At 60.2% G+C, this 14,157-nt stretch carries 13 protein-coding genes; 4 read left to right on the top strand and 9 right to left on the bottom strand.

The genetic code is table 11. The annotated features are described in order from the left end of the window. Nucleotide 1: 1 nt before the first annotated feature. Nucleotides 2-964 (top strand): glycosyltransferase family 17 protein, encoded by a 963-nt coding sequence (locus FLP30_RS04235; RefSeq protein WP_149278726.1) that lies wholly within the window; start codon nt 2-4, stop codon nt 962-964. A 202-nt stretch (nt 965-1,166) separates the two neighbouring features. Continuing rightward, nucleotides 1,167-1,511, top strand: coding sequence for an acyl-CoA thioesterase (locus FLP30_RS04230; RefSeq protein WP_149280210.1), 345 nt, complete (start codon nt 1,167-1,169; stop codon nt 1,509-1,511). A 257-nt stretch (nt 1,512-1,768) separates the two neighbouring features. Here FLP30_RS04230 and FLP30_RS04225 read toward each other — a convergent pair whose 3' ends face one another. The 3 genes from FLP30_RS04225 to FLP30_RS04215 form a co-directional block, all read right to left on the bottom strand. After that, complete coding sequence (locus tag FLP30_RS04225; RefSeq protein ID WP_149278725.1) at nt 1,769-2,104, bottom strand: hypothetical protein; 336 nt, start codon at nt 2,102-2,104, stop codon at nt 1,769-1,771. An 89-nt stretch (nt 2,105-2,193) separates the two neighbouring features. Continuing rightward, on the bottom strand, nt 2,194-2,958 hold the full coding sequence (locus FLP30_RS04220) for an HPP family protein (RefSeq protein ID WP_149278724.1): 765 nt from the start codon (nt 2,956-2,958) through the stop codon (nt 2,194-2,196). A gap of 128 nt (nt 2,959-3,086) precedes the next feature. Then, a complete protein-coding gene (locus FLP30_RS04215) occupies nt 3,087-3,572 on the bottom strand; it encodes an Rrf2 family transcriptional regulator (RefSeq protein ID WP_149278723.1) in 486 nt (161 codons plus the stop codon). An 84-nt stretch (nt 3,573-3,656) separates the two neighbouring features. Between FLP30_RS04215 and hmpA the strand changes: the two genes are divergently transcribed. Next, nucleotides 3,657-4,868 (top strand): NO-inducible flavohemoprotein, encoded by a 1,212-nt coding sequence (gene hmpA, locus FLP30_RS04210; RefSeq protein ID WP_149278722.1) that lies wholly within the window; start codon nt 3,657-3,659, stop codon nt 4,866-4,868. An 85-nt stretch (nt 4,869-4,953) separates the two neighbouring features. Next, complete coding sequence (locus FLP30_RS04205) at nt 4,954-5,313, top strand: DUF488 domain-containing protein (protein ID WP_149278721.1); 360 nt, start codon at nt 4,954-4,956, stop codon at nt 5,311-5,313. Nucleotides 5,314-5,475: 162 nt separating this feature from the next. On the opposite strand, the gene FLP30_RS04200 is transcribed toward FLP30_RS04205, so the two are convergent. The 6 genes from FLP30_RS04200 to FLP30_RS04175 all read right to left on the bottom strand — a co-directional run bounded on the left by FLP30_RS04200 (nt 5,476) and on the right by FLP30_RS04175 (nt 14,151). Further along, a complete protein-coding gene (locus tag FLP30_RS04200) occupies nt 5,476-6,480 on the bottom strand; it encodes a DUF1176 domain-containing protein (protein ID WP_168200039.1) in 1,005 nt (334 codons plus the stop codon). A 337-nt stretch (nt 6,481-6,817) separates the two neighbouring features. Beyond that, nucleotides 6,818-8,161 carry a sensor histidine kinase gene (locus tag FLP30_RS04195; RefSeq protein ID WP_149278719.1) on the bottom strand — a complete coding sequence of 448 codons (1,344 nt, stop codon included), beginning with the start codon at nt 8,159-8,161 and terminating at the stop codon, nt 6,818-6,820. After that, entirely contained in the window at nt 8,158-8,829 is a 672-nt protein-coding gene (locus FLP30_RS04190) for a response regulator transcription factor (protein WP_149278718.1), read from the bottom strand. Before FLP30_RS04190 ends, FLP30_RS04195 begins: the two co-directional genes overlap by 4 nt. Next, on the bottom strand, nt 8,829-11,900 hold the full coding sequence (locus tag FLP30_RS04185; protein ID WP_149278717.1) for an efflux RND transporter permease subunit: 3,072 nt from the start codon (nt 11,898-11,900) through the stop codon (nt 8,829-8,831). The genes FLP30_RS04190 and FLP30_RS04185 overlap by 1 nt, the downstream gene beginning before the upstream one ends. Further along, on the bottom strand, nt 11,897-13,042 hold the full coding sequence (locus tag FLP30_RS04180) for an efflux RND transporter periplasmic adaptor subunit (protein ID WP_149280209.1): 1,146 nt from the start codon (nt 13,040-13,042) through the stop codon (nt 11,897-11,899). Before FLP30_RS04180 ends, FLP30_RS04185 begins: the two co-directional genes overlap by 4 nt. Nucleotides 13,043-13,332: 290 nt before the next feature. Next, nucleotides 13,333-14,151, bottom strand: coding sequence for a hypothetical protein (locus FLP30_RS04175; RefSeq protein ID WP_149278716.1), 819 nt, complete (start codon nt 14,149-14,151; stop codon nt 13,333-13,335). Nucleotides 14,152-14,157 lie beyond the last annotated feature (6 nt).

The raw sequence follows: 14,157 nt of genomic DNA, 5'->3' as shown, positions 1-14,157 counted from the left end.
CATGTCTAAGGTCTATAATTGTTTTCCGTTTTTCAATGAGCTGGACATTCTTGATATCAAGATGAGTCAGGAATACGAGGCGGTTGATTTTTTTGTTATCAGTGAATCCACAACAGATTTCATGGGCCGCCCCAAACCTCTGTTTTTTCTTGAAAACAGCCAGCGTTATGAGCGTTACCGCGACAAGATCATCCATTGCATTGTCGATGACATGCCCGACCACCATGACCCTTTTGAGCGGGAGTACCACCAGCGCCACTCCCTGTTAAAGGTGGCGGCACAGGCGGCGGATGATGATGTGTTTATTATTTCCGATGCTGATGAAATCCTGCGGGCCAGCAGTATAGAGCGTGTGCGGGGGCTACAGGGCATTGCCATTTTTGATATGCCTATGTTCCAGTTTTACATGAACCTGCGTCAGGCCCCCGATGGCTGGCGGGCCGCGTATGCCGTGACCAACAGGTTTTTGGGCAGAATAGACCATATTGCCCAGTTCCGCTGGGACCGCAGCGGTCTCGACACTGTGCTGGCGGGGGAGGGGGAGCAGTTTATCCTGCCCGATGCCGGGTGGCACTTTACCCATCTGGGTGGGGTGGAGGCGTTAAAGCACAAGCTGGCCTCCTATTCCCACGCGCGGGATGCCTGGCCCCGGTTGATGAAGGAAGGCGACAATCTGCAAAAACATATCATGGCAGGTGGTATTGTCGGAAATCTTAAGGAAAGGTCGGAATATATTCCAATTTCCTATCCGTATTTTCCGCTGCATATCAACGATAACCAGACCTTTTATCAGCACAAGAATTTTATCAAGGACCCTTATGCCGCCCTGCGGGATTTGCAGGCCCTGTACAAAGCTACACTGGATGAAATCTGCCTGAGCATGGCCGACAGGACCGACGGGGTGGATGTTCTGTATGGTCTGCCACCGCATGAATATGCCAAACTGTCAGGTATGATCCCCTGACCCTTCGCGGGCGCGTAGTGTCGCCCGGCATCCGCTGTTTGGCGGGCAGGAAAATCTGTCCTGCTCATGCGGGCGTTATTGGTTTCACGGCGCTGATTACGCTAGCGTGTGTGCTACCAACTTATGGGGAGCATCGACTGTGGCCGATACGGAACAAAGCGCCTGGACCAACGATGGCAATCTTGCCGTCCGGGTGGTGGCCATGCGGCGCGACACCAATGCCGCAGGCGATGTTTTTGGGGGGTGGGTTGCCTCGCACATGGACCTTGCAGCCAGCACCGCGGCCGAGGACAGGGCAGGCTGTAAATGCGCGACAGTGGCGATTGATGGGCTTGTCTTCCATCGTCCCATGACGGTGGGGGATGAGCTGAATGTTTATACCCGCATCCTCAAGGTCGGGCGCACGTCCATTACGATCGAGGTGGAAGCCGTGCGGCGTGTGCGCCGTACATCCATCCGTCAGAAGGTCACCCACGGGCGCTTTACATTTGTTGCTCTTGGGCCGGATGGCCGCCCCCGTGCAGTGGATGAAACCCCCGCAGCATAGGCTCTCTTGGGGCGTGGTCAGTGTGAGCCGCAGGTATACCATACCAGCGTGGGTCATTGGGTTTGAATTTGGCAGGTTTTTTTCAACAGTAGAGCAGTAGGTTGCTCTGTAAATTTTCAAAAACCCTCAAAAACCAAAATTCTTTTGCAAAGGGTGGTCTGGGGTTATCTGCCTCTCATGCAGGAGGCGTGCCGCATCACATGGCCATGCAGTATGTGGTGCGGCAGAGGGCGTGGCATTGTACCACGCCCACGGTATCAGCCGTTGAAGGAACAGCTTGCGCCGTGCCATTCGGAACAGTTTTCTTCCTGACTGTTGATGACCTTGTTGCCCTTGACCGTCAGCTTGACGTGGCAGGCAGGACCATGGCTTTTGCTGGGCTGTGTGATTTCAATCGTATTGCCATTGCGCACGAACGGGGCGTGCCCCAGCATGCCCATGCAGTTTGATGACCCCATGGACAGGGTAGCTGTCTTGCCGTTGAGTTCAAGCTGGCCGCTGCCACCTTCAAAAGAGCCAGTATAGACCTGCCCGGCAGCGTGGGCTGTGCCGCCAGCCAGCAGAAGACCTGCAATCATGAACATGCGTTTCATGGGTATCAATCCATAAGGGTTACGATCCCGGTACGGTCCCATGAGGGGGGGTGTTTGTAAATATGATGGAGCGGGGGTGTGTTCTGCGTTTAGCGGCGGGTTTGGGTACGGCGGGTTGCGTGTGTGCTGGCCAGAGCCAGTACTTTTTCCAAATCCTCGGGGGCGATGTCGTAAACTTCGTCCAGTTCGGCCAGAGCTGCGGCAATATCATCGGTGCGAATGGCAGGCTGCGGGGTTTCGGGTGGGCGTGCCGGGGCGGCCTGATGGGGGTAGCTGTGCCCGGTCAGGCGGTGGAAGCCAATCCCGCATAGCACCAGCATGATGGAGTTAAGGGCAACGGGCAGTAACGGAAAAGCCAGGGCCATGGGCAGGGCTGGCAGCATGGGGGAGACCAGAACCCCGGTCAGTGCCGCAGCCCCGCCGGGTGGGTGCAGGCAACGGGTGGCCGCCATAACCGCCAGGGCCAGAAACAGCGCCAGTGTTGCGGCCAGGGGGCCAGCCCCGGCCAGCAGGCCGACCCCGACCCCGACTGCCGCCGACAGGGTATTACCCAGCACAACGGCCCGCGGAGTGGCTAGCGGGCTTGCCGGTACGGCAAAGACCAGCACGGCAGAGGCCCCGATGGGGGCCACAATGGCAGGCAGGCTTGCGGGTACAAACAGTTTTCCCAACGCAAAGGTCAGGCCCACCCCAACCCCGCCCCCAAGGGCGACAAGCAGGGCGCGGTAGCGGCCCTGGCCGGAAAGACGTTCTGGCCGCAGGAGGCTGCGCCAGCGTTGGGTGGAAGGGGCAAAACGCTCGGTCATGGCAGGGTACACGCTCGGATGTGGCAGAATGGGGCAGACCCTAGCCATAGGTGGGGGCCGCTGTCCAAGGGTTTATTGTGCGTGCAGGGGGGATGTCTGGCCCGTGTTGCCCTGTACCCAAGGGGTGTGTGGATTGTATGGCATTATCGTAAAACCGTAGAATAAAGATATAATTTTTATTTCCTGCTTTGTGGTTCATCCGGTTTTGGGATGGGGGCTGACAGGCGCTGTCTTTCAAACGGGGTAATGACATCGGCCAGTGTGTGGCGGTCCAGCACACTCACCATGGCGTCCAGCGCCTCTGCCAGCACGCCGCGCAGGCGGCAGGCGGGCATCAGCACGCACAGGGAGGGCTGTTGCTGGGTGGTGGTCTGGTCCTGCCGGGCCATGCAGGCCAGCAGGGCCATGTCCTCTTCCATGTAACGCACGACGGCCCCCAGTCGGATATCTTCCGCCGGGCGGTTCAGCCTGACCCCGCCATTGCGGCCCCGAATGGTGTCAACAAACCCGCCCAGGCCCAGCCGGTGGATGACCTTGACCATATGGGCTTCTGAAATGCCATAGGTGGTCGCAATGTCCCGGATGGAGGACAGCCGGTCTGTCCGAACACCAAGATACATCAATGCGCGCAGGGCATAGTCGGTTTGCAGTGTCAGTTTCATGACAGGAAGATGCCCCCTCTTGACAGTTTTTCCAACTCCTCCGAAAAGGTGTATGAAATATATACCTTAAAGGATCAGAGTCCCATGGCTGCTCCCCTTGATGAATCCGCCCGCTCCATCATCCTCGCGACAGTGCCTGCCCTGAAAGCACACGGCGTGGCGATTACGACGGAAATGTACTCGCGCCTGCTGGCCAACCCGGAAATCCGCGATCTGTTCAACATGTCGCACCAGAAGGATGGCGAGCAGCCTAAAGCGCTGGCGCTGGCTGTGCTGGCCTATGCCCAACACATCGACAAGCTTGATGCGCTGGGGGGCATGGTTGAACGTATTGCGGAAAAGCACGTCGGGCTGAACATTCTGCCCGAGCACTACCCCTATGTGGCCGACGCCCTGCTGGGTGCGATCAGCCATGTGCTGGGGGATGCCGCGACACCGGAAATTCTGGACGCCTGGGGAAAAGCCTACTGGTTTCTTGCCGATATCCTGATCGGTCGGGAAGGGCAAATTTATACTGAGCACGAAAATACGCCCGGCGGCTGGAAAGGCTGGCGTGCGCTGCGTGTGCGTGCCCGCACGGTCCAGACCCCGGATATTGTCTCGTTCGAACTGGTGGCAGCCGATGGCGGGGCTCTGGCCCGGCATAAGCCCGGCCAGTACCTCAGCTTCCGGCTGGATATTCCCGGTCATGGTCCGCAAAGGCGCAATTACAGCATTTCTTCGGCACCGGGGGCAGACCATTACCGTATTACTGTCCGTCGGGCAGACGGGGGCGTGGTGTCACCCTGGCTGCATGACAGCGTGCATGAAGGCGATAGCCTGCTGGCTGCCAACCCGGCGGGGGATTTTGTGCTTGATACCGCAGTGCAGGGGCCGGTTGTCCTGCTGACAGCGGGTGTCGGGCTGACCCCCGCCCTGTCCATGCTGGCGGCTCTGGCTCAGACGGACAACTCTCGTTCCGTACGGTTTGTTTATGGTGCGCATGATGGGGCGGCGGTGCCGTTCCTGCCTGACCTGAGCGCTCAGGCTGCTCAGGGCCATGTGCGGGCCGATGTGTTTCTGTCCCAGGGCACGGACCCGCAGAATACGCCGGTCGCGGGTATTAACTGGCATGCGGGGCGTATCAGCACCGACTGGCTACGCCAGACACTGGACCGTACGGCAACATATTATATCTGCGGCCCGGATTCCTTTATGCGCGATATGGTCCGTGCCCTGCGTGAGGAAAACCTGCCCGCAGCCCAGATCCGTTACGAGTTCTTTGGTTCTGCCGCAGACCCGGAACTGGTGGTCTGAACCAGAACGGCGTTCAGGCGTTTCATAAGTATCCGTTTTTCCTGCCCGGCAGGAAAAACGGTACACCTCGGAATGGCAGGGCGGTATGGTCGATATCAGGATAAAACGGGTTTATGACGCGGTCTCACCAGAGGATGGCACCCGCGTTCTGGTTGACAGGCTCTGGCCCCGTGGGGTGCGCAAGACCGATCTTGTCATGGACCTGTGGTTGAAAGAGGCCGCCCCCAGCCCCGACCTGCGACACTGGTTCGGGCATGACCCGGCACGGTGGACTGAGTTCGGGCAGCGGTACCGGCAGGAACTGGTGCAGGACAGTGCCGCCGTCCAGACCCTGTGTGACCTTGCCCGCAAGGGCCCGTTAACCCTGTTGTATGCAGCCCATGACACAGCCCACACGCATGCCCTTGTGCTGGCTGATGTTGTGCGCCACGCAGTCCAGTCCTGAAATGGTATTTTCATGGAAGCTATTTTAAAAAAATAACGTGCTTTGTGTCAGCGGTTCCATGTGATCATCATGGAACTGCGCAGACTATGCCCCAGCTACCGGGCATGCCGTCTCTTTTTAAAAGAGACGGCACAAAACCCCTGTCTGGTTTTGAAACAGTGCTTACGGTGCTTTCTGTTTCGTGGATCGGTAAAGGGTTGGCCAGTCGCTGGGCAGGCTGCCACCGCAGGCGGACTGAAAGGTCATAGCCGTGAGTGCAAAACCGTGACCGTCCCAACGCCATGAGGAAGACGTGCCACAATCAGACAGCCCCCGGCCCTTGGCAAACTCAGTCAGTGTGCCTGTCGCTTTGTCCAAGTCAGGGCCTGTAAGGGTGTTATCATTCTGTCTGGAGTCCTCTTTGCTCAGGACAGGGCGCGGGAGAGAGGCAGGCCGTGCTTGGCCTTTGCCTGTGCGCGAGACGACAAAGGCCAGGGATGTTCCCTGGTATGCCCCCATTGCGCACCCGATCAGGACAAGTGCGTGATTGTGATCCAGCGTGTAAGCGCCTGTCAGCAGTAAATCATCCTGTTCCTTAGAAAGGTTTTCACAGTCATATTTTTTGATGAGTGCTGCCTGGGTGGTTCTTGTCAATTCCAGCAGGTGTGTCTGCTCATTCAGGGGCAGAGAGGGAGTTGCATGAGCGGGCGGTATAGAAGGCGTTAGGGGGGCAGGGGGGACTGTGCTGGCCGGTTTGGGTCCTTGGCGGATCAGGGCCGTTACCCCATCTATTCTCCCCTGTTTGTCATCCATGCGTAGCAGAGCGGCTTTGAGCCCACTCAATGGCACGCCATCGTCCCTGACGTGCAGCATGGTTCCGTCACGCAACTGGGTCAGCAAGGCGGCAATGGCTGCTGGCTGTCTGGTCGAGAGGACGGTATTGCCATCCTGTGTCTTGAGTTGCCATGCAGAGGGGGTCAGCACCAGTGGTTTGGCGTCCACTTTCAGGTCTGTCAGGCCAAAGGGAAACCCGGCACTCAGCCGTGCTTCAGTCCTGCCGTCTGGCCCGGCGTTGCGGATAAAGCGCAGGTCAACCCTGCCGTTTATCTGTGTATTTCCGGCTATGGTGCTCTCGTCGTTTAAAAACCCTTTGGCCTCACAGGTCAGGGTATTGTCGCAGCTTACCAACCACGCCTTATAAGAATCATAGGACGGTGCGGCTGCCTGCGCTGTTTTTATAACACTCAGAAATGCAAGGAGTATTGGTAAATAAAGGTATCTCATAAAATAGTCTTTCCAGTATCTGGCGCGGAAATCCGTGAGGGATCAAGACAGACACTTATAGCCCTGATTGTAAGAACTGTCGGCTAAGTATGAGAAAAAATATTTAACCAAAGAGGCTCTTTCTAATGTAATACAGGCTGATGCCGCGCAGGCTATAGAAAGGTCGGGCTGTTGAGCCGACTGTGAGAATAATAAAAACTTCTTGATTAGAATATGACTGACAGAAAGAGCGGTACAACAATCAGCCCGTGGCGGGTGTCATATCGACAGCGGGAAAGCGCAGGCAGGCACCAAATCCACGGTCCGACCCGGCAAGGGGGGAGCGCAGGTGCAGTGTGGTGTCCATCTGGGTGGCAATACTGCTGGCAATGGCCAGACCCAGGCCGCTGCCATGGGCTGTGGCTCCACCACGCACGAAAGGGCTTGTCAGTCGGGCCAGCGTTGCAGGGGGCAGGGCGGGGCAGTCATTGGTCACATCCATGCTGCCATCAGCACTGATGATGATGTGGATGGGTGCTGTGGCGTTACCATGGAGCAGGGCGTTTTCCAGCAGGTTGCGGATCAGAATACCCGTTGCATCCATATCCCCATGGATAAAAAACTGTTCGATACCATGGGTTGTTATGGCAATGCTGCGGGCGTTCTGGGTTGTGTAGGTCATATCATCGACCAGAACACGCAGGATGGGCAGAAGGTCAAAACGGTCGCGGCGGAAGGCTATGCCTGAGGTAGCGCGTGAGAATTGCAGCAGTTTTTCCACGGTACGGCCAAGGCTGTGGGTGCGCTGGGTTATAATGGTCACGCGTTCTTCCAGCCCCGATCCTTCAGGCAGCAGGCGGCCCAGCATTTGCACCTGTGCCTGTAGGGCGGCTAGCGGGTTGCGGAGTTCGTGCGCGGCGCTGGCGGCAAAGGCCCGCTCGGTGGACAGGGCCGTTTCAAGCCGGGCCAGCAGGGTGTTGACTGCCTGCTGCACAGGCACCAGTTCGTCGGGCAGGGCTAGTGGGGGAATGGGCTGGAGGTTGCCGCTGCCGCGGGCACGCATTTCATCCTGCAGCCGGTCCAGCGGGCGTAGGGCGCGGCGGACAATCAGGCGCACAAGACACCAGAGCACGGGCAGAAAAAGCACCATGGGTACAATGGATATCACCATTGCCCGCCAGACAGCCTCCCGCCGGTGGAAGGTGGGTTCACCGACCAGCACGCGGTACTGGCCTGCTGTCGGGGCCGCCACATACACCCTGAAATGGGGGGCATTGGCAAAGCCGGTCTGCCCACTGCGCACAAATGGGGTGTCAGGGGCGTTCTGGGATCGCAGGACAACAGCCCCCGCCGCGTCCAGTACCTGATAGGCCAGTGTGCGGGGGCCGACCTCTGGCAGCCACGCCACGGCCGAGGGGGCATCATGCAGGCGGGCTGCTACAAAAGCCTGCAAACGCTCAGCAACTTCCTGTAACGAATTGTCCAGCCGCTCTGTCACCTCGTAGCGGGTAAAGCCCCCGACCGCGACCCCCAGCACCAGCAGGCCCAGGACCACGACCATCATCACACCGCTGACAATGCGGGTGGATAGGCTCCAGCGCTTCATGGTGTGGGTCTGTCATCCAGGCAGTATCCACGGCCACGGATGGTCCGTATGACCGGGCTGCCCAGTTTGCGGCGCAGGCGGCTTATAAAAACTTCTATTGTATTGCTGCCAACATCATGGTCCAGCGCATACAGGGCGGTGTCGATCTGGGTGCGGGAGTAAATGCGCCCGGGGCTGCGTGACAGAAGCTCCATAATCGCCCACTCACGCGCGGTCAGGTCCAGTGTCTGCCCGTTGCGGGACACGGTGCGGCTTTCCCGGTCGATGGTAATGTCGCCAAGGTTGCGCTGGGTCTGTGTGTGGGGGGTGGCATACCGGCGTGCGACGGCGGCAATGCGGGCAACCAGTTCGTTCAGGTCAAAGGGTTTGACAATATAGTCGTCCGCACCATCGGACAGGCCCGCAATCCTGTCGCTGATCTGGTCTTCCGCCGTGGTGATCAGAATAGCCATACTGGGCGTGGCCCTGCGGGCTTCGCGTAGCAGGTCGCGGCCGTTGCCATCGGGCAGGCCAAGGTCCAGCAGCATGAAATCGTAGGACACGGCAGCCAGAGCTGCGCGGGCGTCCTCCAGCGTGGTGAACCAGTCTACGGCGTGCCCGTCCAGACGCACCCGCTCCTGCATGGCGGCCCCCAAGTCGGGTTCATCTTCAATAATGAGGATACGCATCAGGGCTGGTCCTTCTCGCGCATGATACGGGCATAAAGCGATGGCAGAACCAGTAGCGTCAACAAGGTGGAGGACACCAGCCCCCCGATTACCACACTGGCCAGCGGGCGTTCCACCTCGGCCCCGGCACTTTGTGAAAACGCCATGGGAAAAAACCCGACACTGGCAACAAGGGCTGTCGCCATAACCGGCCGAAAGCGCGATTCCGCCGCTGCAAACGCAGCCTGGGCGACGCGCATGCCCTGTGCGCGTAACGTGGTAATGGCGCTGACCAGCACAACCCCGTTCAGAATAGCCACCCCAAAGAGCGCGATAAAACCAATACCGGCCGAAATGCTGAACGGCATACCCCGCAGGCTTAACGCCAGCACGCCCCCGGTTGCCGCCACAGGCAGGTTGATAAAGACCAGCAGGGCAGGGCGCAGGGCACCAAAGGCCACGACCAGTAGGGCAAAAATAAGCCCCAGTGCTACAGGCAGCACAACGGCCAGCCGTTGCATGGCGGATTGCAGATTACGGAACTGGCCGTCCCATTCAATCGTGTATCCAGCGGGCAGGGGCACGGTGTGCGCCACACGGTCCTGCGCCTGCGCGACGAAGGAGGCCAGATCGCGCCCACGCACATTGGCCTGCACCACCATGCGGCGGTGCACCTTGTCGCGGCTTATGCGTGGCGGGCCATCGACCACATGCACATGCGCGACCTGTGACAGCATGACATACCCCAGCCCGTCCTGACGCCGCACCCGCAATGCCCCGATGGCTGTGGCAGACCCTGCCTGCCGGGGGTCAAGCCGTATCTGGGTGCTGATCATGGCGTTGCCCATAATCACAGGCCGCCCGATATGCCCGCCGACGGCCTCGACAGTGTCCAGAATATCCTGTTGCGCAACATTGCGGCTGGCGGCCTGGGTGCGGTCAATATCCACCACCACAAGGGGCACGGTGCCATCACCCGCAGGGGCGACATCGGCGGCACCCGGCACGGCGGCTATGGCCAGCGCCACCTTGTCGCCCAGTGTCGCCAGTGTGGACAGGTCATCCCCGAAGATGGAGACGGCAATCTGGGTCCGCACGCCCGACAGCAGGTCGTCCATACGCATCTGCACGGGTTGGCTCCATGCGTACAGGGCGTCGGGCAGTTCACGCCGCAGGGTGCTGTCCAGAATGGTAACAAGCTCGGCCTGGCTATGGGCGGTTGTCCAAGTTGAAGGATCGTTGAGGAAAATGAAGCTGTCGGTCTCGTTCACGCCCATCGGGTCGGTCGGGATGGCGGAGGTGCCAGTTGTGCTGACAACAGTTCGTACTTCAGGGAAGCGGCGCAGGATCTGTTCCAGCCGTGTGGTGGTTGTTAGCGCCGTGTCGAGCGAGGCAGAGGGCAGGCGGGTGGTCATGACAGCCAGCGCGCCTTCTTCCAACTGGGGAATGAACTCCCCGCCAAGCCGTGTGGCCAGTACGGCGGACAGCGCCAGAGCTGCAAGAACACCGCTAAACAGGGTGCGGGGGTGGTTTTCCCCCCAGCGGACGAGTGTGGTGTAAGGGCGGCGCAGCAGGGCAATCAGCCGTGTATCCCCTACCGGGCGCACATGCCGCAGCGCCAGTACCGCCAGGGCAGGAATACAGATGAAACAGTAAGCGAGCGATGCCAGCAGCGCCATGATAACGGTCTGCGCCATGGGGCGGAACATGTGCCCTTCTATCCCCTGCAAGGTCAGCACAGGCAGATAGACCATGATGATCACCAGAATGGCAAAGCCAACCGGGCGCATGACCTGCTGCACCGCCGAGATGACAAGAGGGACAAAGGGGGCCTGGGGTTCCTCCTCCCGCCGTGACAGAATATGCTCCACCACCACAAGCGAGCCATCGACAATCATGCCAAAGTCGATTGCCCCAAGGCTGAGCAGATTGGCCGAAATACCAAACTGGCGCATGCTCGCCATGGCGCAGATCAACGCCGCAGGGATGACCGAGGCAATGACCAGGGCTGCCTGCCAACTGCCGATAACAACAATCAGCACCCCTACGACCAGTAAGGCCCCCAGGGCCAGATTGTCGCGCACGGTGGCTATGGTCCGCCCGGTCAGGGTGGCGCGGGTGTAATAGGGGTCGAGCGTAACACCCGGTGGCAGAGCCTGACGCAGGGCGGGCAATACCTGATTGATGGCGGCTAGTGTGGTGTTGGAACTGGCACCGCTTTCCATCATCACCACGCCTGTTACAATTTCCCCCTGCCCATCGCGGGTGGCAGCACCAAGGCGTGTGCGTGCCCCTATGCCAACACGCCCCAGATCCCGCAGGCGCAGGGTGGAGCCATCGGGGTTGGTGCGTACGGCAATGGCACCAAAGTCGGCCAGACTATTGACTAGCCCCCGGCCAACAACACTCTGCTGCTCGGCATGGTGGGTAATCCACCCCCCGCCGGAGGCCCCGTTGTTGCTGTCCACCGCGCGGTAGACATCTCCCACGCTCAGGCCGCTGGCAACCAGCCGGGCCTGATCCAGCGTGACTTCGTAGGTTTCCTCCGCCCCGCCGTTGACGTTGACATCCACCACACCGGGCACAAGCCGTAACTGCGGCACCACGGTCCAGTTCATGATCCGGTTGAGGTCCGTCAGAGACCGCCCCGGTCCCTTGATCTGGAACTGCATGATCTCGCCCATGCCAGTAGCCAGCGGCCCCATGCTGACGGAAATACCCGGCACGGCAATATTGGCCCGCGCCTGCTGGATACGCTCGTTAACACGGGTGCGGTCGAGGTTGATGTCTGTCGTGTCATCAAACTGGACATAAACCACCGAGACCCCCCCGCGTGAGACGGAGCGCAGGTCGGTCATGCCGGGGATACCAGTCATGCTGGCCTCGACCGGAAAGGTGATGAGTTTTTCTACTTCTTCCGTAGCAAGGCCGGGGGCCACGACCGAGACAAGCACCTGCCGGGGCGAGATGTCAGGCACGGCCTCCACCGGCAGGCCCATGGCCACCAGCAGGCCCGCTACCAGCAGCAGGCACAGCCCCCCCAGCACCAGCAGGCGGGCCTGCAACAGAGCCTGAAGATACGCCCGCATCAGTCAGCATCCAGCCCGGCAAGGCCGATCATGGATTTAAGGGCAAAGCTGCCGTGGCCGACAACCTGATCACCGTCTTTCAGCGCGCCATGCACAACGGCCCTGTCCCCGGTATCGACCCCCACACGCACAGGGACCGGGCGGTATTGTGTTGCTGACTGCCGGATGAACACGATGTCCTGCCCGTTCAGGGTCTGTATGGCCTCGGAGGGCACCAGCAGGCCGGGTGTGGCATCCTGCTCCTGCACGTCTGCATCCAGCACCATGCCGGGTATCAACTGGCCGGTGGGGTTGGGGACGCGGCTGATGACCCGGACCAGCCCGGTCAACGGGTTGGCGGCGGCACCCACCGTGTCGATGTGGGAGACAACCGGCCCCTGTGCCGTGTGGGTTTTCTGCTCTCCACCGGGTTGCAGGTGTGCTGCCTGGTCGGGTGGAATGTCCGCAACAATCCATACGGTGGACAGGTCGGCTACGGTTGCGACATCCATGGCTGGTGTCAGATCCGCCGCCAGCGCCGTGTCCAGCGCCTGCACCACGCCATCGACGGGGGAAATCAGGGTTGAGGTTTCATCCTGCCCATCCTGTTCGGAGGGGGAGTTGAACTCCTCGGCAAAGCGGTGGGTCAGTGTGCCGGATTCCGCCTGTCGGGCCTCTACCTGCGCCTGGGCTTGGGCAAGGGTGGCTTCCCGCCGGTGTAACTCGGCCAGCGGGATGGTCTGGCCGAGCAGTTGTCTGGCCCGTTGCACCGCGCCTGCGGCCTCACTCCGGGTGGCCAGCGCGGCTTTCAGGGCGGCCTGGGTCTGGGTGGCTTGCAGGCGCGCACTATGCAGGGCGTGGTCCTGATAGCGCAGCAGCGCAGCCCCTTTGCGTACACGCTGCCCTGGCTGCACCAGCACGACCAACACCTTGCCGTAACCGGCGGGGTGAATATGCACCACCCGGCTGGTATCGGGCATGACACGGGCCATGACGGACAGGACGGGTGCCAGCGCACCGGTTGTAACAGTTGTGGTGGTAATGCCTTCATTCCCGACCGCGCTGGCGTCGAGTGTCAGAACAGGGGGCAGGCCCGGCGTATCGGCCCAGGCCATGGAGGGTATGGCGTAGAGCAGGGCAACCCCCAGCAGGTGCAGGCGGGTCATGGCAGGTGGACTGCTCTCCAGCCGCTTTGTGGCACGGCCAGACAGTTCCCGCGCATGTTGCTGTGCCTCGTCCTGCCCATGTCTGCCCAAGCCCTCCATGCCGTGAGCGAGAGTGATACCAGCCAAAGCTGACGTGAACCTGAACGGGAGGCGGCGTGGCGCGCAGTGCTGTCAGGGCTGTTTACAGGGATGGCGGCTGTATGGGCGGGAGGGATTGTACCCATGGTGCTGGCGGCCATGGAGGTGCCGCCAGTAGTGGTTTTACGCCCGTGCTTTTGGGTTAAGGGGTTTTAGTGGCCCATAAGGCGCGACAGGCCCCCGCGTCTGGTTTGGAGCTGTATGATGGTGGCATCCCGTTCCGCAATGCATTGTTGCTGTTCTGCGGTCTGGGCCTGCAAGTGGGTGATGGTGTTATCGCGCTCTGCTACCCGCTGGTTTCGTTCTTCAATCTGCGCACGCATGAGGGAGATGGTATGGTCGCGTTCCGCAACCCATGTTTCCCGCTCGTCAATATGGGTGCGCAACTGGGTGATGGTGTTGTTGCGGTCAACAATCCATTTGTCCCGGTTTTCAATATGCGTATGCAAAAGGGTTATGGTGTTGTCACGCTCCGCAATCCACCTGTCCCTGTCGCTGACGTAGGTGTGCATCTGGCTTATGGTGGCGTCGCGCTCCGTGACCCACTGGTCCCGGTCTGCGACCTGCCCGCGCAGGAGGTCAATGGCGCTGTCGCGTTCGGCCACCAGTCTTTCCCGGTCGTTGATATATGTGCGCATGAGGGCAACCGTGCTGTCGCGCTCCGCCACCCATTTGTCCCTGTCTGTAACCTGGGTTTGCAGGAGGGTGATGGAGGCATCCCGTTCCGCCACCCATTGGTTTCGCTCCTGGATCTGCCCGTGCAGGTGAGCAATCACGCCATCCCGTTCAGCAATCCATTGGTCCCTGTCTGCGATGTAGGTGTGCAGGAGCGTGATGGTGGCATCGCGTTCTGCCACCCACTGGTCTCTGTCGGCAATGTGGGTGTGCAGGAGGGCAATGGTGCTGTCGTGCTCTGTCAGCCGTTGGTCGATAGTGTTGAAAAAGTCGCGCTTGCTTTGAGAGTGAAGCACTGATTC

Origin of the sequence: Acetobacter vaccinii (assembly GCF_008365315.1) — a bacterium.
GTDB lineage: Bacteria > Pseudomonadota > Alphaproteobacteria > Acetobacterales > Acetobacteraceae > Acetobacter > Acetobacter vaccinii.
The sequence above is the reverse complement of the archived record's forward strand: the minus strand, read 5'-3'. Positions and strand labels throughout refer to the sequence as shown.

Bases quoted from the DNA above. Each gene is read 5' to 3' on its own strand.
- FLP30_RS04235 (WP_149278726.1), top strand. From the start codon at position 2: ATGTCTAAGGTCTATAATTGTTTTCCGTTTTTCAATGAGCTGGACATT.
- FLP30_RS04230 (WP_149280210.1), top strand. From the start codon at position 1,167: ATGCGGCGCGACACCAATGCCGCAGGCGATGTTTTTGGGGGGTGGGTT.
- FLP30_RS04225 (WP_149278725.1), bottom strand. From the start codon at position 2,104: ATGAAACGCATGTTCATGATTGCAGGTCTTCTGCTGGCTGGCGGCACA.
- FLP30_RS04220 (WP_149278724.1), bottom strand. From the start codon at position 2,958: ATGGCTAGGGTCTGCCCCATTCTGCCACATCCGAGCGTGTACCCTGCC.
- FLP30_RS04215 (WP_149278723.1), bottom strand. From the start codon at position 3,572: ATGAAACTGACACTGCAAACCGACTATGCCCTGCGCGCATTGATGTAT.
- hmpA (WP_149278722.1), top strand. From the start codon at position 3,657: ATGGCTGCTCCCCTTGATGAATCCGCCCGCTCCATCATCCTCGCGACA.
- FLP30_RS04205 (WP_149278721.1), top strand. From the start codon at position 4,954: ATGGTCGATATCAGGATAAAACGGGTTTATGACGCGGTCTCACCAGAG.
- FLP30_RS04195 (WP_149278719.1), bottom strand. From the start codon at position 8,161: ATGAAGCGCTGGAGCCTATCCACCCGCATTGTCAGCGGTGTGATGATG.
- FLP30_RS04190 (WP_149278718.1), bottom strand. From the start codon at position 8,829: ATGCGTATCCTCATTATTGAAGATGAACCCGACTTGGGGGCCGCCATG.
- FLP30_RS04180 (WP_149280209.1), bottom strand. From the start codon at position 13,042: ATGACCCGCCTGCACCTGCTGGGGGTTGCCCTGCTCTACGCCATACCC.